The sequence below is a fragment of the Leisingera sp. ANG-S5 genome (assembly GCF_000813925.1).
Classification (GTDB): Bacteria; Pseudomonadota; Alphaproteobacteria; order Rhodobacterales; family Rhodobacteraceae; genus Leisingera.
Map to the genome: position 1 here is coordinate 42,339 of NZ_JWLH01000008.1, position 19,432 is coordinate 61,770.

Annotated in this window: 20 protein-coding genes; 11 read left to right on the forward strand and 9 right to left on the reverse strand. The window is 65.3% G+C overall.

Annotated features, from left to right (window positions below; translation table 11 throughout):
* Positions 1-53 precede the first annotated feature (53 nt).
* Positions 54-743: an ArsR/SmtB family transcription factor gene (locus RA25_RS13215; protein ID WP_039172965.1), complete on the reverse strand. Its 690-nt coding sequence runs from the start codon at positions 741-743 to the stop codon at positions 54-56.
* 87 nt (positions 744-830) lie between these two features.
* Complete coding sequence (locus tag RA25_RS13220; RefSeq protein WP_039172969.1) at positions 831-2,504, reverse strand: Y-family DNA polymerase; 1,674 nt, start codon at positions 2,502-2,504, stop codon at positions 831-833.
* 112 nt (positions 2,505-2,616) lie between these two features.
* Between RA25_RS13220 and RA25_RS13225 the strand changes: the two genes are divergently transcribed.
* Positions 2,617-3,093, forward strand: coding sequence for a c-type cytochrome (locus RA25_RS13225; protein WP_039147064.1), 477 nt, complete (start codon positions 2,617-2,619; stop codon positions 3,091-3,093).
* 32 nt (positions 3,094-3,125) lie between these two features.
* Here the strand turns inward: RA25_RS13225 and RA25_RS13230 are convergent, their stop codons facing one another.
* Complete coding sequence (locus RA25_RS13230) at positions 3,126-3,743, reverse strand: TetR/AcrR family transcriptional regulator (protein ID WP_039146981.1); 618 nt, start codon at positions 3,741-3,743, stop codon at positions 3,126-3,128.
* Positions 3,744-3,880: 137 nt separating this feature from the next.
* Here RA25_RS13230 and mbfA point away from each other — a divergent pair, with 137 nt between their 5' ends.
* Together mbfA and RA25_RS13240 are read left to right on the forward strand one after the other, a co-directional pair.
* On the forward strand, positions 3,881-4,855 hold the full coding sequence (gene mbfA, locus RA25_RS13235; RefSeq protein WP_039172972.1) for an iron exporter MbfA: 975 nt from the start codon (positions 3,881-3,883) through the stop codon (positions 4,853-4,855).
* Between the two features lie 322 nt (positions 4,856-5,177).
* Positions 5,178-6,101, forward strand: coding sequence for an AEC family transporter (locus RA25_RS13240; protein WP_039172975.1), 924 nt, complete (start codon positions 5,178-5,180; stop codon positions 6,099-6,101).
* 10 nt (positions 6,102-6,111) lie between these two features.
* Here the strand turns inward: RA25_RS13240 and RA25_RS13245 are convergent, their stop codons facing one another.
* Positions 6,112-6,453 carry a cupin domain-containing protein gene (locus tag RA25_RS13245; protein ID WP_039146975.1) on the reverse strand — a complete coding sequence of 114 codons (342 nt, stop codon included), beginning with the start codon at positions 6,451-6,453 and terminating at the stop codon, positions 6,112-6,114.
* 228 nt (positions 6,454-6,681) lie between these two features.
* On the opposite strand from RA25_RS13245, the gene fghA reads away from it, so the two are divergent.
* From fghA to RA25_RS13260, 3 genes are read left to right on the forward strand one after another with little or no spacing between them, the layout of a single operon-like run.
* Entirely contained in the window at positions 6,682-7,515 is an 834-nt protein-coding gene (fghA, locus tag RA25_RS13250; protein ID WP_039172977.1) for an S-formylglutathione hydrolase, read from the forward strand.
* A gap of 18 nt (positions 7,516-7,533) precedes the next feature.
* Entirely contained in the window at positions 7,534-9,030 is a 1,497-nt protein-coding gene (gene sthA, locus RA25_RS13255) for a Si-specific NAD(P)(+) transhydrogenase (RefSeq protein WP_019294567.1), read from the forward strand.
* A complete protein-coding gene (locus RA25_RS13260) occupies positions 9,027-9,485 on the forward strand; it encodes a YaiI/YqxD family protein (RefSeq protein WP_039172980.1) in 459 nt (152 codons plus the stop codon). Before sthA ends, RA25_RS13260 begins: the two co-directional genes overlap by 4 nt.
* Positions 9,486-9,518: 33 nt before the next feature.
* Here RA25_RS13260 and RA25_RS13265 read toward each other — a convergent pair whose 3' ends face one another.
* The gene (locus RA25_RS13265) at positions 9,519-9,812 is read right to left on the reverse strand and encodes a hypothetical protein (protein WP_039172984.1); all 294 of its coding nucleotides are present in this window, start codon (positions 9,810-9,812) and stop codon (positions 9,519-9,521) included.
* 385 nt (positions 9,813-10,197) lie between these two features.
* Here RA25_RS13265 and RA25_RS13270 point away from each other — a divergent pair, with 385 nt between their 5' ends.
* Genes RA25_RS13270 through RA25_RS13280 form a run of 3 tightly spaced genes read left to right on the forward strand, consistent with a single transcriptional unit; the run spans position 10,198 to position 12,735 of the window.
* Complete coding sequence (locus tag RA25_RS13270; protein WP_039172987.1) at positions 10,198-11,160, forward strand: DMT family transporter; 963 nt, start codon at positions 10,198-10,200, stop codon at positions 11,158-11,160.
* A gap of 5 nt (positions 11,161-11,165) precedes the next feature.
* A complete protein-coding gene (locus RA25_RS13275) occupies positions 11,166-11,786 on the forward strand; it encodes an HAD family hydrolase (protein WP_039172990.1) in 621 nt (206 codons plus the stop codon).
* A gap of 31 nt (positions 11,787-11,817) precedes the next feature.
* On the forward strand, positions 11,818-12,735 hold the full coding sequence (locus RA25_RS13280; RefSeq protein ID WP_039172994.1) for an ornithine cyclodeaminase family protein: 918 nt from the start codon (positions 11,818-11,820) through the stop codon (positions 12,733-12,735).
* 76 nt (positions 12,736-12,811) lie between these two features.
* Here the strand turns inward: RA25_RS13280 and RA25_RS13285 are convergent, their stop codons facing one another.
* Entirely contained in the window at positions 12,812-14,059 is a 1,248-nt protein-coding gene (locus RA25_RS13285) for an MFS transporter (RefSeq protein WP_039172997.1), read from the reverse strand.
* Between the two features lie 90 nt (positions 14,060-14,149).
* Entirely contained in the window at positions 14,150-14,716 is a 567-nt protein-coding gene (locus tag RA25_RS22740; RefSeq protein WP_193747977.1) for a hypothetical protein, read from the reverse strand.
* Positions 14,717-14,866: 150 nt separating this feature from the next.
* Here RA25_RS22740 and zapE point away from each other — a divergent pair, with 150 nt between their 5' ends.
* Together zapE and RA25_RS13295 are read left to right on the forward strand one after the other, a co-directional pair.
* Positions 14,867-15,943, forward strand: coding sequence for a cell division protein ZapE (gene zapE, locus RA25_RS13290; protein ID WP_039173000.1), 1,077 nt, complete (start codon positions 14,867-14,869; stop codon positions 15,941-15,943).
* Entirely contained in the window at positions 15,940-16,845 is a 906-nt protein-coding gene (locus RA25_RS13295) for a bestrophin family protein (RefSeq protein ID WP_039173004.1), read from the forward strand. Before zapE ends, RA25_RS13295 begins: the two co-directional genes overlap by 4 nt.
* 167 nt (positions 16,846-17,012) lie before the next feature.
* Here RA25_RS13295 and RA25_RS13300 read toward each other — a convergent pair whose 3' ends face one another.
* Together RA25_RS13300 and accD are read right to left on the reverse strand one after the other, a co-directional pair.
* The gene (locus RA25_RS13300) at positions 17,013-18,281 is read right to left on the reverse strand and encodes a bifunctional folylpolyglutamate synthase/dihydrofolate synthase (RefSeq protein WP_039173006.1); all 1,269 of its coding nucleotides are present in this window, start codon (positions 18,279-18,281) and stop codon (positions 17,013-17,015) included.
* A 142-nt stretch (positions 18,282-18,423) separates the two neighbouring features.
* Complete coding sequence (gene accD, locus RA25_RS13305; protein WP_019294978.1) at positions 18,424-19,374, reverse strand: acetyl-CoA carboxylase, carboxyltransferase subunit beta; 951 nt, start codon at positions 19,372-19,374, stop codon at positions 18,424-18,426.
* Positions 19,375-19,432 lie beyond the last annotated feature (58 nt).

The following is a 19,432-nucleotide window of genomic DNA, read 5'->3' on the forward strand; positions in this document are numbered from 1 at the left end:
CACAGGCGAAAGTAGCGCGTTTCCGGCTGTATTAGAGCCTTTTTCAGACCCTCTCAGGCCGCCGCCAGTGCCCCGCACTGCACCCCCAGGATCTGCTCCAGCGCCACCCGTCCGGGCGCCGTCAGCATCAGCCCGCGCTTGTGCCGGTGCCGTTTGACCCAGCCGCTGTCCAAGGCATGTTCCAGGATCTGCCGCCCCATTGGTCCCGCCACATGCAGCCTGCGCTCGGTCCAGTCCAAGCAGGGCCGAACGAAGGGCTGGCGGCCGGTTTTTTCCGGCAGCACCACCCCCAGTTTCAGCCATTCTCCGGCGGGTTCTGCGCGAAAGGCGCCCTGTTCCTCCACCAGCATGCCACGGTCCAGGAAGGCGCGGGTCATCGCCACCGCCAGCGGGCCTGCCAGGTGGTCGTAGCAGCTGCGCAGCTGTGCCAGCCCGCCCGCCTTGCGCTGCTGGGCGCGGTGCAGGCTGTCGGCAGGCGCAATTGCCGCCAGCTGCTCCAGCACGTGCGCCACCTCGGCGCCTGCCAGCCGGTGATAGACGCAGCGGCCGCGCTTTTCCGCCACCACCAGCCCTGCGTCCTGCAGCAGCCGCAAATGCGCCGAGGCGGTTTGCGGCGTCACCCCAGCAGCAGCCGCCAGCTCCTTGTTGGTATAGGCGCGGCCCTCCATCAGCTCGCACAGCATCTGCGTGCGGCTGGCGTCACTGATGGCCTGGCCCAGAATGTCGAAGCGCGGTGTGATCATGCTCCTACCCTATGCGGTTTGCGCAGGGACACCCAAGCAAAACCCTTCGCCGCGCGCCGAACTGTCCCTCCGTTTCCGCGTGCCCGGTCACGCAAACGACCCATGGCAGAACCAGCCCGGCGACAGCGCGCCGCCATGGGCAAAGAACAGCCACAGCCGCGCCCCGCAGCCTGTCGCCACCACCCAGTAATCGCGCACCCCGCTGCGCCACTCCGGGTCTTCCAGCCACCACTCGGGCGCAATCCGCTCCGGGCCTTCCGCCGCTGCCAGCGCCCAGTCCCGGCCGCGCCACCTGAACTGCTCCGGCACCTGCGGCACATCCGGCGCATGGACCAGCTCAGGCCGCCACAACAGCAGCGGCCGCGGGCGCGGCGGCAAGGGCCAATCGCCGGAGGCAGGCTCCGACCAGGCCGCCGCCTGCACGGTGAAGGTTTTTTCCGGAATGTGGCTCTCCGCCGGATGGCAGCGGGTGATTGCCTCCATCCCCAGCCGCGCGCCCAGCCGGCCGATCAGATCCTCCAGCGCGGCGCCATCCTCCTGCCGCGCCCGCGCCGCGGCACTTGCCTGCAGATGGCCCGCCGGGGTGCGGGCATGAATGGCTTCCGCCTGCAAGACCTCCAGCCGCAGCATGTCGATGCCATAACCCGCGTCGATCTGCTCCAGCTTCATCTCCAAGAGCGGCCGGATGCGGGCAGGCTGGCGGCTGGCACGGGCCAGGCCCAGGGTCACGGCCTCCATTTCCTGATCGCAGCGGTGCGCCTCCAGCCGCAGCACGCGGGCGCCCTTGCCGCGCGCCTCCAGCCGGGCACACAGCCGCGGCAGCATCCGGTCGATGCCTGCCAGCAGATCCTCCATCAGCCCGATCGGCTCCGGCAGGGTCAGCCGCACCGCAAAACGGTCCGGGCTGCGCGCGGGCGAGACCGGCTCCGGCGCGCTGCCCATTGCCTGGTCCAGCCGCAGCACCAGCCCCTGGCCGAACCGGCGCGCCAGGCTGGCCCGCGGCTGGCCCAAGAGATCGCCGATCCGCCGCAGCCCCAGCCGGTTCAGCTGCGCCACGGTGGCGCTGTCCAGCCGCAACGCCGCCACCGGCAAGGGCGCCAGCGCGCCATAGGCCTGGCCGGCTTCGGCAATCCGCCCCAGCTGCGGCACCGCCGCCTGCAGCTGCGGCGCCGCGCCGCCGCGGGTCCAGTGGCGCCGCTTGACGCTCTGGCGTTTCTGCGCCCGGGCACGGGTTGCCCGCGCCTCCTGGTCGATGGCGTCGCCCGACCGCTCCGGCGCCGCCTCCTCCCCCGCATAGCGCGCCAGCGCCCAGGCCGCGCCCAGGGTGTCCGCCAGCCCCATCCGCACGCTTAGCCCCATCTCCGCGCAATCCTGCCCCGCCGTCTCCATCAGCGCCGCCTCGCTGCCGAACAGATGCGCGCAGCCGGTGAGGTCGATGGTAAGCCCGTCCTCCCCCGCCTCCGCCACCCAGGGGCTGAACTTGCCTGCCCAGCGCCGGAGTGCGGCCAGGAACGCCATCTCCGCCGCCCGGTTGCGCGGCCGCACCACCAGGCCCGCGCACATCGCATGGGCATCGCGCAAGGGCTGGCCGGCCTGCAGCCCCTCTGCCGAGGCGGCCAGGTTTAACGCGGAAATAACCTGAGTGTTGGAGACTTCCTCAACGACGGCCAGCGGCCCGGCAATACCGCCGCGCTCCGCCCGCAAAATGCGTTCGGCGCCAAGGCGCGGAAACCACAGCGACAGAATGCGGCGATGGGGCATGGGCAAATCGGGCAGCAAGGGCCGGCAGGCGGCAGGTTACAGGAGTTTTTTGGCAGATGTTCTTATTTTGTTCTCAAAATGCGATTCGGTCAATCCGCAGGGGCGCTGCGCAATGACCCTGCGCCGTCTCAAGGGGCTCGCCTTCCTCGTGATCCTCGCCGCTCTGGCCGCAGGCGTGACCGCCCCGGTCACGGCAGACAGCGGTCTCAGCAAACATGTGACCCGGCGGATGGCCCTGATGACAGGGCAGAAAGCGGCGATGGATGTGCTCACCGGGATGATGGCCGGACGCATCGTCTTCGACCGGGACAAGGCGCGCAGCGCCCGGCGCCAGCTGATCAAATCCACCGGCAGCATTCGCAAGCATTTCAAGAAACCGCGGCTGGATGCGCGCTCCAACGCGCGGCCGCTGATCTGGCACAGCTGGAAGGATTTCAAGACCCGCGCCGGAACCGCAGAGGCCGCGGCCCGCAACCTCAGCACCCGCTCGCTGCCCGCCCTGCGCCGCACCCTGCCCGGCCTGATGCAAAGCTGTCTCAGCTGCCACGAGACCTACCGCAGCACCCCCAACAGCTTCACCACACACTAACAGGACAGCAGCCCCTGCCACGGGGCGGCAAGTCAGGCCCCGAAACGCGCCATGAAGGTGTCAATCGCGCCGCTGATCACCCGCTCGCGCTCGGCCTCAGAGAATTCGGTGTCGATCTTGAACAGGAACCGCAGGAACACATCCGCCTTACACAGCTCGATGAACTGCGCCGCGGCAAGATCGGCGTCTTCGATCTTTAGCTCGCCCCGCGCCGCCGCAGCCTCCATATAGGCCTGGATCTCCCCGTGCAGCACCATCGGACCGCTTTCGTAGAACATCGGCCCCAGCTCCGGGAACCGGTCGGCCTCAGCCACGAAGATGCGGAACAGCTGCAGGCTGAAACCGCCCAGCAGCACCCCGTGCACCCGCTCCGCCGCCGCCCGCAGCACGTCCCGCGGCCCGCAGCTGCCGGGCGCCAGATCCAGCGAAGCATCCGCCTGCTGCACGCAGGCTGACCGCACCACCTCCATGAACAAGACCCGCTTGTCAGGGAAATAGCTGTAGAGCGTCGCCTTGGAGACCCCCGCCGCCTTGGCAATCTTGTCGACGCTGGCGCCTTCGAACCCGTCCGCCAGGAACACCTCGCGCGCGCCGTCCAGGACCTGATCGAATTTGCGGCCGGTGCGCAGGACGCTGGCTTGCTGGTTCATGCGGGCTCCAATGGCTGCGTAGGGGTCTGGGCCTAATGTAGCCTGCGCCGCCCCATTGCAACAGCAGAACCCGCATCATCTTGCGCTCCCTCGCGGAACCGTTATGTTTAGAATTATTCTAAATTGAGGGGCGGCAGATGCGTTTTTTCACCCAGCGCAAACGGTTTACGGACCTGACCGGGCAAGAGATCCTGGCCCTGGCAATTTCCTCCGAGGAGGACGATGCGCGCATCTACCGCGGCTATGCCGAGCGGCTGCGCAGCGAATACCCCGCCTCTGCGGCACTGTTTGACGGGATGGCGGCGGAGGAAGACGAGCACCGCGCCCAACTGATTGCCCTGCACGAAAGCCGGTTCGGCCCCGCAATCCCGCTGATCCGGCGCGAGCATGTGGCGGGATACTACGCCCGCCGCCCCATCTGGCTGATGGAGAACCTGAGCCTCGACCGCATCCGCGACGAGGCCCGCGCGATGGAGCGCGATGCCGAACGGTTTTACACCCACGCCGCCGCCCGCACGCAGGATGCCGCCACCCGCAGGCTTCTGGGCGACCTCGCCGCAGCGGAGGCAGGGCACCAGGCCCGTGCGGGCGAGTTGCAGGAGGCGCATCTGGACGAAGACACCCGCGCGGACGAGGACCGCGCCGCCCACCGCCAGTTCGTGCTGACCTGGGTGCAGCCGGGACTGGCCGGGCTGATGGACGGCTCGGTCTCCACCCTGGCGCCGATCTTCGCCACCGCCTTTGCCACCCAGGACACCTGGACCACCTTCCTGGTTGGCATGGCGGCCTCGGTCGGGGCGGGCATCTCAATGGGCTTCACCGAAGCGGCCTCCGACGACGGCGAGCTCTCTGGCCGCGGCTCCCCTGTCAAACGCGGGCTGGCCTCCGGCATCATGACCACCGTCGGCGGCCTCGGCCACGCCCTGCCCTATCTGATCCCGGAATTCTGGACCGCCACCACCCTGGCGCTGCTGATCGTCTTTGTGGAGCTCTGGGCCATCGCCTGGATCCAGAACAAGTTCATGGAAACCCCGTTCTGGCGCGCCACTATGCAGGTGGTGCTGGGCGGTGCGCTGGTGCTGGGCGCCGGCGCGCTGATCGGCAGCGGTTAGAAGCGCTGCGAGCTGCTCCGCTTGGCCAAGACAGGGTCAAGGGCGGCACAGCCGCCGCGCGCCAGCGCGGTTTACCCTTGAGGCTGTCTTGGACGATATCACAATTGACCAGGCTCTCTCAGGGCACACCTGCCCTTAGAGCGCATCTCAGCACAACCCCTGCCCTGAGCGCAGCACAGGGCCACGCCCAACTGTGAAGGGCATTCTTCAGATTGCCGCTGAACAGGCGGGAGCACGCCCCTGCCCTATCAAGATCTGCTCGTCCCAAGCCTGCCCAAAAAACAGACTTTGCCAATTGGTCAGGTCTTGTTACCAATCCTTCATGGCCGAGATCTTCTTCCGCACCCTGCCCTTCTTTGCAATCATCGGCCTCGGCTACTGGGCCGGGCGCAGCCGGTTTTTCACCGAGGAAGCCACCGCCTATCTCACCCGCTTTGTGTTCTACTTCCCGCTGTCGGCGATGATCTTCGGCTTTGCCGCCAACCTCTCCTTTGCCGAGGTCTTCGATCCCACACTGATCCTCGGCTATTTGGCGGGCACGCTGGCGGTCTACCTGCTGGTGACAGCTGTCGCCATGGCCCGCGGCCTGGACGTGCCCACCGCCGCGGTGGAGGCGCAATGCGCGGCGATCGGCAATGTGGGCTTCCTCGGCCTGCCAATGATGGCGATCCTGTTCGGCCCGGCCTCGGCGGCGCCGATGATGGTGGTGCTCAGCGTCGATCTGGTGGTGTTCTCCTCGCTGATCGTGATCCTGATCAACGCGGGCCGCGGCCAGGGGCTTGGTCTTGCCACCCTCCGGCTTGTGGGGCTGGGCCTGCTGAAGAACCCGATGATCCTGTCCATCGTGGCGGGCCTTGCCTGGTCGGCATCGGCGCTGCCGATCCCGGAACCCGCAAACAATTTCCTCACCATCCTCGGCGGCGCCGCCACCCCCGGAGCCCTCTTTGCTATCGGTGCCTCGCTGGCCTCGAAATCGGCGGAGCGAGTGCACATCTCCGGCTGGCTCAGCTTTGCCAAGCTGGTGCTGCACCCGGCCTGTGTCGCAATCGCGGTGCTGTGGCTGATCCCGGCGGCACCGTTCTCCGCCGCAGTCGCCATCGCTGCCGCCTCCCTGCCGGTGGCGGGCAACGTCTACATGCTGGCGCAACACTACGGCGTGGCCCCGCACCGGGCCTCCGCCGCCATTTTCATTTCCACCGTGGTGTCGATTGTCACCGTGCCGGCGGTGATCGCCTGGGTCTCCTGACCCGCGGCCCCTACAGCCGGATCACATAATCCTTGCGGGTGGTCTCGATCACTTCCCAGGTGCCGCTGAAGCCGGGCCGCAGGATGAAACTGTCGCCCGCCGCCAGCGGATACGCGGTGCCGTCATCGCTGGTGATCACCGACCGGCCCTCCAGGATCCGGCAGTATTCCCACTCGTCGTAAGTGATCCGCCACTTGCCCGGTGTCGACTGCCAGATGCCGCAGTACAAACCGTCGCGCTCCTCCGCGTTCCAGGTGGTGAACACCGGATCACCCGCCAGCACCTTCTCTGGCGCCGGACGCTCCACCTCCGCCTCCGCGGCCTCCGGTGTCAGTCTCAGAAAATCGCTCATGGCGCTGTGCCTCCCTCTTGCCTTGGCGGCGGACTGTCCCGGTTTTCGCGGCGGCTGTCCAGCACCCCCTTGCGCAACTGCGGCATCCTCCCGGCGGCCAAAGCCCCGATTGTTTGCGAATTCGCAATCCTTGTGCCGCAAAAACCGGCATTGCTGCCGCCCATCCGCTGGACCCTGAGGCCATCAGCAGGTAGCGGTAGGGCTAACAGATTTTGAGGAGCCTCACCCATGGAAACCGTTTCCGAGAACCGCGCCTTTGGCGGCACCCAGGGCGTCTACAAACACGCCAGCAGCGCCACCGGCGGCGACATGACATTCGGCCTGTTCCTGCCGGAGGAGGCCAAGGACGGCCCGGTGCCGGTGCTGTGGTACCTCTCGGGCCTCACCTGCACCCATGAAAACGCCATGACCAAGGCAGGCGCCCAGGCGTGGTGCGCCGAGCAGGGCATCGCCATCGTGTTCCCCGACACCAGCCCCCGCGGCGAAGGCGTGGCCGATGATGACGCCTATGACCTGGGCCAGGGCGCGGGCTTCTACGTGAACGCCACCCAGGACCCCTGGGCGCCGCATTTCCGCATGTGGGATTACGTGGCCGAAGAACTGCCCGCGCTGCTGGGTGAGAACTTCGCCATCGACCTGGACCGCCAGGCGATCACCGGCCACTCCATGGGCGGCCACGGCGCGCTGACGCTGGCGATGAACCTGCCGGGCCGCTACAAGTCGGTCTCCGCCTTTGCGCCGATTTCCAACCCGACCGCATCGGACTGGGGCCGCAAGCAGCTGAGCGCCTACCTGGGCGACGATGAAGCCGCCTGGGCCAAGCATGACGCCACCCTGCTGATGCGCGAAAAGGGCTTTGACGGCCCGATCCTGATCGACACCGGCACCTCCGACCAGTTCATCGACCTGCTGAAGCCCGAGGCGCTGGCCCACGCGGTGGCCGAACGCCGTCAGCAGGCCACCCTGCGGATGCAGCCGGGCTATGACCACAGCTATTTCTTCGTGTCGACCTTCATGGAGGAGCATGTCTCCTTCCACGCCGACGCGCTGTACCAGAACTAAAAGACAAAGGACGCGGCCATGAGTGAAGACTTTGATTATGACCTGATCATCATCGGCTCCGGCCCCTCGGGCCGCGCCGCCGCCATCCAGGCGGGCAAACTGCACCGCCGGGTGCTGGTGATCGACCGCAAGGACCGGCTGGGCGGCGTGTCGGTGCACACCGGCACCATCCCGTCAAAGACCCTGCGCGAAACCGTGCTGAACCTCTCCGGCTGGCGCGAACGCTCATTCTACGGCCGCTCCTACCGGGTGAAGGACCAGATCGAAGCAAACGACCTGAAGGCGCGCCTGCACATGACCCTCGATTACGAGGTCGACGTGCTGGAGCACCAGTTCAACCGCAACCACGTGGACACGCTGCTGGGACTGGCGAAATTCATCGGCCCGAACGAGGTCGAGGTCGCCACCGAGGCGGGCGAAACCACCCGGCTGACGGCAGAGAAATTCCTGATCTCCACCGGCACCAAGACCTACCGCCCGGAATATGTGCCCTTCAACGGCAAGACCGTGGTCGACGGCGACGAATTCCTGGAGATGGCCGAGATCCCGCGCTCCCTCACCGTGATCGGCGCCGGCGTGATCGGGGTGGAATATGCCACCATGTTCTCGGCCCTGGACGTGCGCGTCACCCTGATTGAACCGCGCGAGACCTTCCTCGACTTCATCGACAAGACTCTGATCCAGGACTTCACCCATCAGATCCGCGAAAACGGCGTCGACCTGCGGCTTGGCTCCGCGGTCGAAAGCATCGAGGACCGTGGCGAGCATGTTGAGGTGATCCTCGAAAACGGCCGCCATGTGCGTTCTGAAATGCTGCTGTTTGCGGCCGGACGGATGGGCGCCACCTCCGCCCTGAACCTCGAGGCTGTTGGCCTCAAGACCGACCACCGCGGCCGCCTCAGCGTGGACCGCAAGACCTACCAGACCGAGGTGCCGCATATCTATGCCGCGGGCGATGTGATCGGCCACCCGTCGCTCGCCTCCACTTCGCTGCAGCAGGGCCGCGTCGCCGCCTGCCACGCGCTGGAAACCCCGACGCTGCCAGAAAGCCCCTGGTACCCCTATGGCATCTACTCGGTGCCGGAAATGTCCACCTGCGGCATGTCCGAGGAAGAGCTGAAAGAGCGCGGCATCCCTTACGAGGTCGGCGTCGCCCGCTTCCGCGAAACCTCGCGCGGCCACATCATGGGGCTGGAGCACGGCATGCTCAAGATGCTGTTCTCGCTGAAAACCCGCCGGGTGCTGGGCGTGCAGATCGTCGGCGAAGGCGCGACCGAGCTCATTCACATTGCCCAGGCGGTGCTGAACCTCAAGGGCACGGTGGACTACTTCGTGCAGAACACCTTCAACTACCCGACCCTGGCCGAGGCCTACAAGATCGCGGGTCTCGACGCCTTCAACCGGATGCCGATCCCGGAAGAGTTCAAGGTCAGGAAACCCGCCCGCAAGGCCAAGGCCAAACCCGAGGCCAAGGCGGAGAAAGCCCCCGCGGCAGAGAAGAAGGCGGCAGAGTGACCGCCCTCTACATCGATGCCGACGCCTGCCCTGTGAAGCAGGAGGCCGAGCGGGTCGCCACCCGCCATGGCCTGCGCATGTTCGTGGTCTCCAACGGCGGGCTGCGGCCCTCGCAGAACCCGCTGGTGGAAACCGTGATCGTGGCCGAGGGCGCCGATGTGGCCGACATGTGGATCGCAGACCGCTGCGGCCCCGGTGATGTGGTGGTGACGGGTGACATCCCTCTCGCTGCCAAATGCATCGAAGCCGGCGCCCGCGTGCTGCGCCACAACGGCGAGCGCTTCACCCAAGCCAACATCGGCCAGCAGCTGGCGATGCGCGACCTGATGGCCGACCTGCGCGCCGCCAACCCGCTGGGGGTTCAGGGCGGCGGCAAGGGCTTTACCAAGGCCGACCGCTCCCGCTTCCTGGATGCACTGGAGCGCGAACTGCGCGCGGCCAAGGCAGGCCGCTAAGCCTGCCCATTTTGCAGGCTCAAAGCTCCGCTTCTAAACGGGCACAAATTCGATCCAGCCAAATTGCATGGCGGCAACCAGGTAGCCGACAAACAAGACCACAGCAGTCACCCAATGCCCAAACGCCTTCAGTCGGCTGCCTTCTTTGGGAAACCAGCTGAACCGCCGTAGAAACCCCAGCAAGATATCCATAACCATAAGAACAAACATCAGGTGCCTGAAAAACAGGTAGAGGAACAAGACAGCTAGCGCTATTCCGGCCACCCCGCTTTGCGGCAGCAATTGCCAGGCAGCACCATTGCCGTGCGCTGTAATTTCTGTTTCCATATCAATACTCTGATTAAAATTTCCAGCTTGTCAGTCTTCGCGGCATGGCGCCGTCAAGCCAGTAGCACCGGCCTGCTTATAACCCCACAGGCCTGCGCCCGGGTCAAGGCTCCGCGCCAGCGGACCGTGCCTCAGCACGGCGTGGCCTTGACGCGGGATCAGGCCGCCTCACACTCGAACAGGCGCGTTCAGGGGCAGGCCTGCACCTGAACCGCTTCTCAGCAGGCAATCCATCCCCTCCCCAATTTCCAATCCCCAGCGTTCCGCGGCCCAAAATTCCGCCCCGGAATTTTGCCCGGAAAAATTGCATTTTTCCGCCCCCGCCCATTGCCCGGCCAGATCAAATCCGCCACTGATCAAGGGCAGGATACGGGAGGGCAACGGCATGAGCGCAGAGATGAAGGTCAGCGTCCCCGGCCTGTTTGCCGCGGCCGGGGCGGGCATCGCTTTTTCCGTCATCGACATGATCTTCAAGTTCCTGTCGGGCGACTACCCGCTCTATGAAATGGTGCTGTTCCGCTCCGTCATCGCGGTGGCCGTCATGCTCGCCCTCATCATGCCGCTGGAAGGCGGCTACCACCTGTTGCGCACCCACCAGCCCAAGCTGCACCTCATGCGCTGCCTGGTGGTGTTCTTTGCCAACATCTGTTTCTTCACCGGCCTCACCCTGCTGCCGCTGGCCGAAGCCGTCGCCATCGCCTTTGCCACGCCCCTCATCGTCACCACCCTGTCGGCGCTGTTTCTTGGCGAACGCCCCGGCCCCTGGCGCTGGGGCGCGGTGGTGGCCGGGTTCCTGGGCGTGCTGATCATCATGCGCCCCGGCGCCGGCACGTTCCAGCCCGCCGCCATCCTGCCGCTGCTGGGCGCCTGCGGCTATGCCACCCTGCACGTGCTGACCCGCCGCGCCGGCGGGTCCGAGGCTGGGGCGACGCTCGCCTTCTACCCGATGCTGGGCTTTCTGCTTCTCAGCGCGCTGGCCGGGCTGATCTTTGGCGACGGCCGCTTTGCCACTGGCGACAGCCCCGCCTTTGACTTCATCCTGCGCGCCTGGATCTGGCCCGCGCCACAGGACTGGCCCTACCTGATCGGCGTCGGCATCGCAGGCTCAGCCGGCGGCTATCTGGTCAGCCAGGCCTACCGCATGAACGAGGCGGCGCTGGCGGCCCCGTTTGAATACATCGCCATGCCGATGTCGGTCCTCTGGGGCGTGCTGATCTTCAACGAATGGCCCGATCTGCAGGTCTGGCTCGGCAGCGCCCTGATCATCGCCTCCGGCCTGGTCTCGGTCTGGCGCGAGACCCGCAAGAACCGCCCCGCCCCGCGGCCCCGCCCGCGCGCAGAAGGATAACCCCAATGCCCATTGACGCCGTCGTCTTCGACATCGGCCGTGTGCTGATCGAGTGGGAGCCGGAACGCTTCTACGACGGCCGCATCGGCGCCACCCGCCGGCAGCAGCTGTTCGACCAGGTGCCGCTGCACGAGATGAACCTGAATGTGGACCGCGGCCACCCCTTCCGCGGCAGCGTTTATGCGCTGGCAGAGCAGCACCCGGACTGGGCGGAGGAAATCCGCTGGTGGCACGATTGCTGGCTGCAGATGGTGCCGCGCGACATCCCCCATTCCGTCCGCCTGATGCAGGCGCTTCAGGCCAAGGGCACGCCCGTTTTCGCCCTCAGCAACTTCGGCGCGGAAACCTTCGAGACCGCCTGCGCCGCCTACCCGTTCCTGCGCGGCTTTGACCGCACATTTGTCTCTGCGCATCTGAAAACGATCAAGCCGGAACCGGAAATCTATGCCATCCTGGAACGCGAAACCGGGGTGGCGCCGGACCGGCTGCTGTTCACCGACGACCGCCCGGAAAACATCGAAGCCGCCAAAGCACGCGGCTGGCAGACCCATCTGTTCACCGCCCCCGCCCCATTCGCGGCGCGGCTGGTGCAGGCAGGGCTGCTGACAGACCAAGACGCCGCCTGAGACGGCCCGCAGGAAGAAGGACAACAGGCCCATGACCATCCCGTTCATCAGCTTTGAAGAGGGCGAGGCGCTGCTCGATTGGGTCAGCTTTGCCGAGGCGCTGGCCGCCAGCCACGATTTGCCCAAGGCAGAGATCGGCGATACTTTCCTCTACCGCGATCCGGACACGCTGCTCAGCCGCTCCGCCTGGATCGACGGGCTGGGGCTGGCGGTGAAAACCGCCAACATCTTCCCCCGCAACCCCGACGCCGGAAAACCGATGATCAACGGCTCTGTCTGCCTCTACTCCGATGCCGACGGCACCCTTGAAGCCCTTGTCGACTTCCACTTGGTCACCAAATGGAAGACCGCAGGCGACAGCCTGCTGGGTGCCCTGCGGCTGGCCAACCCGGACGCACGGGAGGTGCTGATCGTCGGCGCCGGCACAGTTGGCGGCTCTTTGATCGAGGCCTTCGGCGCAGGCTTCCCGCAGGCGCAGATCCGCGTCTGGAACCGCACCGGTTCCAAGGCCGAAGAACTCTGCGCCCAATACCCCGGCACCAAACACGCGCCCGATCTGGAACCGGCGGTGCGCGCCGCCGATATCATCATCACCTGCACCATGTCGTCAAACCCAGTGATCAAAGGCGACTGGCTCCGTCCCGGACAGCACCTCAACCTGATCGGCGCCTACCGCCCCGACATGCGCGAGGCCGATGACGAGGCGCTCAAGCGCGCGCAGATCTATTGCGACAGTTTTGACACCACCCTGGACCACATCGGCGAGTTCAAGATCCCGCTAGCCGCCGGCACCATCCAGCGCAGCGATGTGCTGGCGGATTACTACAGCCTCGGCCAATTCCCGGCCTATGACCCCGCCCGGATCACCCTGTTCAAGAACGGCGGCGGTGCCCATCTGGACCTGATGACCAGCCATCACATCCTGCAAAAGTGGAAGGCCAGGGCCTGACAAAACATCCCCGGCCCCGCTTCTTTCTGGTCACAAATACCCATAGATACGGCCCGCCTTAGGCGGGTCGCTTTTGTTACGCCGCCGCGGGGACTACCGCACTCAGCGGGCGCTCCTTGACCGGCAGATGCACAATCGCACTGAACGCTCCGACGCCGACCCCGATCCACCAGACCAGGGTGTAATCGCCATAGGCGTCGTACATCCGCCCGCCCAGCCACACGCCCAGGAAGCTGCCCAGCTGGTGGCTGAAGAACACGATGCCGTAAAGCGTCCCCATGTAACGCAGCCCATAGATATGCGCGACCAGCCCAGAGGTCAGCGGCACCGTCGCCAGCCACAGCGACCCCATCGCAACGGAGAAGATGATGACGCTCAGCGGCGTGATCGGGAACAGGATAAACGCCGCCGCCGCAATCGTGCGCCCGGTATAGATCGCCGCCAGCAGGTATTTCTTGGAATAGCGCTTGCCCAGGTAGCCCGCCAGCAGCGTGCCGCCCACATTGGCCGCCCCGATCAGCGAAATCGCCGCCGCGCCCAGCGCCGAGGTTGTGGTGATACCGATCGAATGCAGCGCCCCGCCCGGCAGGATCGGCCCGCACATCTCGGTCACAAAGGCCGGAAAATGTGCGGTGACAAAGGCCAGCTGATAGCCGCAGCTGAAAAAGCCCAGGAAGATCAGCGTGTAGGAGGGGTCCTTGAATGCCCTCTTCAGGATCGCCCCCATGCTCTCTTCCAGCTCCATCTTGGAGGCCGCCTCTGGCACGCGCATCAGCGGCAAAAGCGCAATCAGTGCCAGCACCACGCCCGCAAACAGCAGGAAAATCGTCTGCCAGGGCAAAAAGCCCAGCAGCCACTCCGCCGTCGGCGCGCCGAAAATCTGCCCGGCAGACCCCGCAGCGGTTACAATCGCCAGCGACATCGAGCGGTTCTCGTCCGAGCTCGCCCGCCCGACAACCGCCAGCACCACGCCGAACCCGGTGCCCGCGATGCCGAAGCCCACCAGCCATTCATAGGCCTGCATCTCAAACGGGGTGGTGGACGCCGCGCTCAGCACCAGCCCCGCGGCATAGACAATGGCGCCCATGATGATCGCCTTGCGGTCGCCGATCTTCTCGGCAATGGCCCCGAATATCGGCTGCCCGATGCCCCAGGCCAGGTTCTGGATGGCAATCGCCAAGGAGAACTCCGAGCGCAGCCAGCCGAATTCCTCCGCAATCGGGATCTGAAAGACGCCAAAGGACGCGCGCACGGCAAAGCTCGCCATGATGATGATGCAGCCCACGATCAGAACGGGGGTAAACAGCGGCGCGGAACGGTCCATGGGCTCTCTCCTGATAAGCTGCGAAACTCTCAGGGAAATTTGCCAGGCGGTCAAATCAGGAATTTTGCGGCTCAGGTTAAGAAATTTTGATCACCAGCGTTTTTGCTCTTTGATCCAAACCGTTTCAGGAACTGAAAACCGTGAAGGTTTGCTGGAAAACTCCGGTCGCCATCGGGCACGCGCCCGGGCACAGTTGATTGTTCTTCCTGAAAACCATTCTGTTATTGCCTGAATCTCTGTGGTCCCAGTATATGAGCGACCTATGGCAGGCGTCTTCAGGCGCCAAAGGGCCGCTTTCAAGTTTCTTTTCCCAGCGTAGACCTTAGATCGTTTAAAGAACAAATGCGCCTTACTGTGTGCAGAAATGTATGCAGCACATACGTACGTTCTGCCGTCCCGATTAATCACTTTGTGAATTGTTACAATCGGGTAAAGCGTTTCATCCCCGGCTTCTTGCGGCCAGTGCCCCTCAAAAAGATAAGTGTCATCTATCGTGTCTGTCACACTTTCAAAAAATGATGCTGCATGGCCTTTAACAGGTTTCAACAGCAGGAGAGCAGTCAGACTGAACATGACAAAAACAAAAAACAAACGATATGCTTTAGCTTTTGAGTATCGCAGCAAAAGGCCTTTCTCCTGAATAATCTGTTCTGGCAATCCGGGTGCACGACGCCTGTCTTGCGGGGATGTAAGAACCCCTAAGCAGCATAGCCGAGCGTAAACGTTCAATCTGAACTCTGCCATAAGAAATGTGAGACCAGTTGCTCCCCGCTTCCCATCCCCCGCGCCCCGCGCTATCCCTTTCCCATGACCCATTTGAGCACGCTTTACCGGCAGAAGATCGACGCGGGCGAATTGAAGCCCGACCCGGCCCAGGAAGCCGTCCTGCCCCATTTCGACCGCATCGCCGAAGGGCTAATGGCGCCGCCGGTGAAACGCGGCTTCTTCCGCAAGGCGGAATATGAACCGGTCCAGGGGCTTTATCTCTGGGGCGGGGTCGGGCGCGGCAAGTCGATGCTGATGGATCTGTTTGTCGACAGCCTCGGCGATATCCCGTCGCGCCGGGTGCATTTCCATGCCTTCATGCAGGAAATCCACGCCAGGATGCATCAGGCCCGCCAGGACGGTGTCGAGGACGCGCTGGCCCCGGCTGCGGCTGAGGTGGCGGAGTCCGTGCGGCTTCTGGCCTTTGACGAGATGCAGATCACTGACATTACCGATGCAATGATCGTCGGACGCTTGTTCGAGGCGCTGTTTGCCGCCGGAGTCACCGTGATCACCACCTCCAACCGGGAGCCGGATGACCTTTACAAGGACGGCCTGAACCGGCAGCTGTTCCTGCCTTTCATCGACCTGATCAAGGAGCATATGGCGGTGCATGAGATGGTCAGCAAGACCGACTACCGCCAGCACCGGCTGACTGGCGCGCCGGTCTATTTCACACCGTCAAATGCCGAATCCCGCGCCCGGATGCGGGAGATCTGGCAGGATCTCACCGGCGGCGGCGCGGCACAGCCGCTGACGCTGGAGGTGACCGGCCGCGAGGTCACCCTGCCCGCCTTCCGCAACGGCGTGGCGCGCGCCAGCTTTTATGACCTCTGCGGCAAGATGCTGGGGCCGGGCGACTATCTGGTCATTGCCGACAAGGTGAAGGTGCTGCTGCTGGAGGACATTCCCCGCCTGTCGCGCAACAACTTCAACGAGGCCAAACGGTTTGTGACCCTGATCGACGCATTGTACGAGGCCAAGGTGCGGCTGATCTGCTCCGCGGCGGCGCAGCCCGAAATGCTCTATGTCGAGGGCGAGGGCACCTTTGAATTCGAACGCACCGCCTCGCGCCTGCGCGAGATGCAGGACAAGGACTGGGGCAGCGAAACCCCATGATCGTCCGCGATACGCCCCGGCGGCGGGAAATCTTCCTGATCCTGAACGGATCGGTGGTGCCGCGCATCCTGCCCAATATCATCGGCGCCGCGCTCTGGGCGCTCCTGGTGCTGGTGCTGGACCGCTATATCTTTGAAATGCCGCAGATTTCCATCGCCGCGATGGGGGTTTTCGGCCTGTCGCTGTCGCTGTTCCTCAGCTTCCGCAACAACGCTGCCTATGACCGCTGGTGGGAGGCGCGGCGGATCTGGGGCCGCATGGTCTCTGACGTGCGCAGCCTGGCGCAGGAACTGCGGATCTTCGCGGGCAAAGGTCCCGACGAGGACTTCATCCTGACCCGCATCCTCGCCTTCCACCACCTGCACCGCGCCCAGCTGCGCGGCGATGAGGTGCGGGAGACGGTGGAGCATTGGGTCGGGCCGGAGGCGGCAGAGACGCTGATGCGAGACCCAAACGGCCCCAACGCGGCCTTGCGGGACATCGCCACCCGCCTGCGCGAGATGGCGGAGGACGGCCGCATCGACGGCTTCGGCCAGCGCGCCCTGGCCGAACGGCTGGCCGCCTTCCCCGCCGCCCAGGCCGGAAACGAGCGGCTGCTGACCACGCCCTTGCCCTTCGTTTATTCGCTGCTGGTCTGGCGCACCACCTATCTCTACTGCCTGCTGCTGCCCTTCGCCCTCCTGGACAGCGCCGGCTGGTTCGAGCCGCTGGTCGCCGCGGTTGTGGCCTATGTGTTCTTCGGCCTGGCCGAGGTCACCCATGAGCTGGAACACCCGTTCCGCAAGCAGGCCAACTCAGTACCGCTCAGCGCCATGTGCCGGGTGATGGAAATTTCGGTCTGCAACGCTCTGGGCCGCGAGGCGCCGCCCAGGCTGGAACCCGTGGACTACGTTCTGGACTAGGGGGCGGAGGGAAGAAGGGGGCGCTGCCCCCTCGGCCTTTGGCCTCACCCCCGGGGTACTTCAAACCAGAAAGAAGCAGCAGGCCGCGCCGCGCCAGCGGCGCCGTGCCCAAGGGGATGAGATCTTCAGATCGAAACCGGGCGGGAGAGCTCCCCCGCTGGGGCGCCTCAGCCGTTTTCGCGCAGGATATGGCCCGCCAGATAGAGCGAACCGCAGATCAGCACCCGCGCCTGCGGGTCCTTGGCAACAATCGCCTGCAGCGCTGCCATCGTGCTCTCCGCTGTGCCGGCCTCGATGCCCACGGACTTGGCCGCGGCCTCGGTTTCTTCGGCGCTCAGCGTGTTCACCTCATCCGGGATCGAAATCGCGGTCAGGCTGGCGACATGAGGCGCCAGGGGTGCCATGTAGCCGCTCACGTCCTTGGTGTTCAGCATGCCGCAGATCAGATGCGTGGGGCGCGCCGGCAGTTTCGCCAGCACATCCGCCAGCGCCACGCCCGCCGCGGCGTTGTGGCCGCCGTCCAGCCACAGCTCCGCCTTCGGTGCCGCCGCGATCAGCGGGCCGGTTTTCAGTTTCTGCATCCGGGCGGGCCATTCGGCGTTCACCATGGCCGCCTCGCAGGCGGCCTCATCCGCGCCCAGATGGCGCAGAGCCGCCAGCGCAGCACCGGCGTTCTGGATCTGATGCGCACCCAAAAGCGCGGGCAGCGGCAGATCCAGCAGGCCGTTTTCATCCTGGAACACCAGCCGGCCGCGTTCTTCGTAAACATGCCAATGCTGGCCATAGGCGATCAGCGGCGCACCGAGACGGGCAGCGGTGGCTTCGATCACTTCCATCGCCTCCTCGGGCTGCGGGCCGACCACAACCGGCACGCCGCGCTTGATGATGCCCGCCTTTTCGCCTGCGATCTTGGCCAGCGTGTTGCCCAGAAACTGCTCGTGGTCGATCGAGATCGGGGTGATCACCGAAACCTCCGGCGTGATCACGTTGGTGGCGTCCAGGCGTCCGCCCAGGCCAACCTCCAGCAGGGTGTAGTCCGCAGGCGTGCGCGAAAACGCCAAGAGCCCCGCCACCGTGGTGATCTCGAAATAGGTGATGTTCTCGCCGCCGTTCCTGGCATAGCACTCGTCCAGCACTTCGGTCAGATGCTGCTCCGAGATCAGCTCGCCCGCCAGCCGGATCCGCTCATGGAAGCGCGCCAGATGCGGCGAGGTATAGGCGTGCACGCTCTTGCCCATGCCCTCAAGCCCTGCCCGGATCATCGCCTGGGTGGAGCCCTTGCCGTTGGTGCCCGCCAGGTGGATCACCGGCGGCAGGTTTTCCTGCGGGTTGTCCAGTGCGGCCAGCAGCCGCCAGACCCGGTCCAGCGTCAGGTCGATGATCTTGGGGTGCAGCGCCATCATGCGGGCGAGGATCGCGTCGGAGGTCTGGGTCATCAGCCTGGGTCCTGTTCAGCCGGCTTGCCTCAAACGCAAAGGGCAGCGCCCGTCCCGGCGGGGTGGAAGCGAAGCGCCCGCCCCGTGGGGGGCGGGACGGGCGCTGCCCGGCCTTCGGCCAGGCATAGGTATTTAATCGAAGTTACTCGGCAGCTTCTTCGCTGACTGCGCCATCCGCCGGCGCGTTTGCGGCCTTGGGCGCCTCTTCCGCTTCCGGCGCGGGCAGATCGCCCGCCACCTGCGGCGGCAGGCCCATCAGCATGCGGATAATGGTGATCAGCTCTTCGCGCATTTCGGTGCGCGGGGTCACCCGGTCCAGCATGCCGTGATCCAGCAGGTACTCGGCGCGCTGGAAGCCGTCGGGCAGCTTCTCGCGGATGGTCTGCTCGATCACCCGCGGGCCGGCAAAGCAAATGAGCGCGTTCGGCTCGGCGATATGCACATCGCCCAGCATCGCATAGGACGCCGTCACCCCGCCGGTGGTCGGATGGGTCAGCACCACGATATAGGGCAGGCCTGCCTCTTTCAGCATTTCGACCGCAACAGTGGTGCGCGGCATCTGCATCAGCGACAGGATGCCTTCCTGCATCCGCGCGCCGCCAGCCGCCGAGAACAGCACCAGCGGGCGGCCCAGCTTCACGGCTTCCTCAGCGGCGGCGATGATCGCGTTGCCCACATACATGCCCATCGAGCCGCCCATATAGGAGAAGTCCTGCGCGGCAGCGATGATCGGCGTGCGGCCAATCTCACCGGCGGCCACCAGCATCGCGTCTTTCTCGCCGGTCTTCTTCTGTGCCGCCTTGATCCGCTCGGGGTATTTTTTCTGATCCTTGAACTTCAAGGGATCGGCCAGCGGCTCCGGCACCGCGACCTCGGTGAACACACCGCCGTCGAACAGCGCGGTGAAGCGGTCGCGCGGGGTGATGTTCATGTGATGGCCGCAGCTGGTGCAGACGTTCTGATTGTCGCTCAGCTCGCGGTGAAACAGCATGGTGCCGCATTCATCGCATTTCTGCCAAAGGTTCTCGGGCACTTCGCGGCGCGAAAAGATCGAGTTGATCTTGGGCCGGACGTAGTTGGTGATCCAGTTCATATTGCTTGCCTCTCCGGGGGCGCGGTTTGTCCCCCAGATAAGGCGCATTTGCCGCAAT

Coding starts and splice junctions, on each gene's coding strand:
- RA25_RS13220 (WP_039172969.1), bottom strand. CDS start 2,504: ATGCCCCATCGCCGCATTCTGTCGCTGTGGTTTCCGCGCCTTGGCGCC.
- mbfA (WP_039172972.1), top strand. CDS start 3,881: ATGCGTTTTTTCACCCAGCGCAAACGGTTTACGGACCTGACCGGGCAA.
- RA25_RS13300 (WP_039173006.1), bottom strand. CDS start 18,281: ATGACCCAGACCTCCGACGCGATCCTCGCCCGCATGATGGCGCTGCAC.
- RA25_RS13265 (WP_039172984.1), bottom strand. CDS start 9,812: ATGGAAACAGAAATTACAGCGCACGGCAATGGTGCTGCCTGGCAATTG.
- zapE (WP_039173000.1), top strand. CDS start 14,867: ATGACCCATTTGAGCACGCTTTACCGGCAGAAGATCGACGCGGGCGAA.
- RA25_RS13270 (WP_039172987.1), top strand. CDS start 10,198: ATGAGCGCAGAGATGAAGGTCAGCGTCCCCGGCCTGTTTGCCGCGGCC.
- RA25_RS13245 (WP_039146975.1), bottom strand. CDS start 6,453: ATGAGCGATTTTCTGAGACTGACACCGGAGGCCGCGGAGGCGGAGGTG.
- sthA (WP_019294567.1), top strand. CDS start 7,534: ATGAGTGAAGACTTTGATTATGACCTGATCATCATCGGCTCCGGCCCC.
- RA25_RS13230 (WP_039146981.1), bottom strand. CDS start 3,743: ATGAACCAGCAAGCCAGCGTCCTGCGCACCGGCCGCAAATTCGATCAG.
- RA25_RS13280 (WP_039172994.1), top strand. CDS start 11,818: ATGACCATCCCGTTCATCAGCTTTGAAGAGGGCGAGGCGCTGCTCGAT.
- RA25_RS13215 (WP_039172965.1), bottom strand. CDS start 743: ATGATCACACCGCGCTTCGACATTCTGGGCCAGGCCATCAGTGACGCC.
- RA25_RS13275 (WP_039172990.1), top strand. CDS start 11,166: ATGCCCATTGACGCCGTCGTCTTCGACATCGGCCGTGTGCTGATCGAG.
- RA25_RS13240 (WP_039172975.1), top strand. CDS start 5,178: ATGGCCGAGATCTTCTTCCGCACCCTGCCCTTCTTTGCAATCATCGGC.
- RA25_RS13285 (WP_039172997.1), bottom strand. CDS start 14,059: ATGGACCGTTCCGCGCCGCTGTTTACCCCCGTTCTGATCGTGGGCTGC.
- accD (WP_019294978.1), bottom strand. CDS start 19,374: ATGAACTGGATCACCAACTACGTCCGGCCCAAGATCAACTCGATCTTT.
- fghA (WP_039172977.1), top strand. CDS start 6,682: ATGGAAACCGTTTCCGAGAACCGCGCCTTTGGCGGCACCCAGGGCGTC.
- RA25_RS13295 (WP_039173004.1), top strand. CDS start 15,940: ATGATCGTCCGCGATACGCCCCGGCGGCGGGAAATCTTCCTGATCCTG.
- RA25_RS13225 (WP_039147064.1), top strand. CDS start 2,617: ATGACCCTGCGCCGTCTCAAGGGGCTCGCCTTCCTCGTGATCCTCGCC.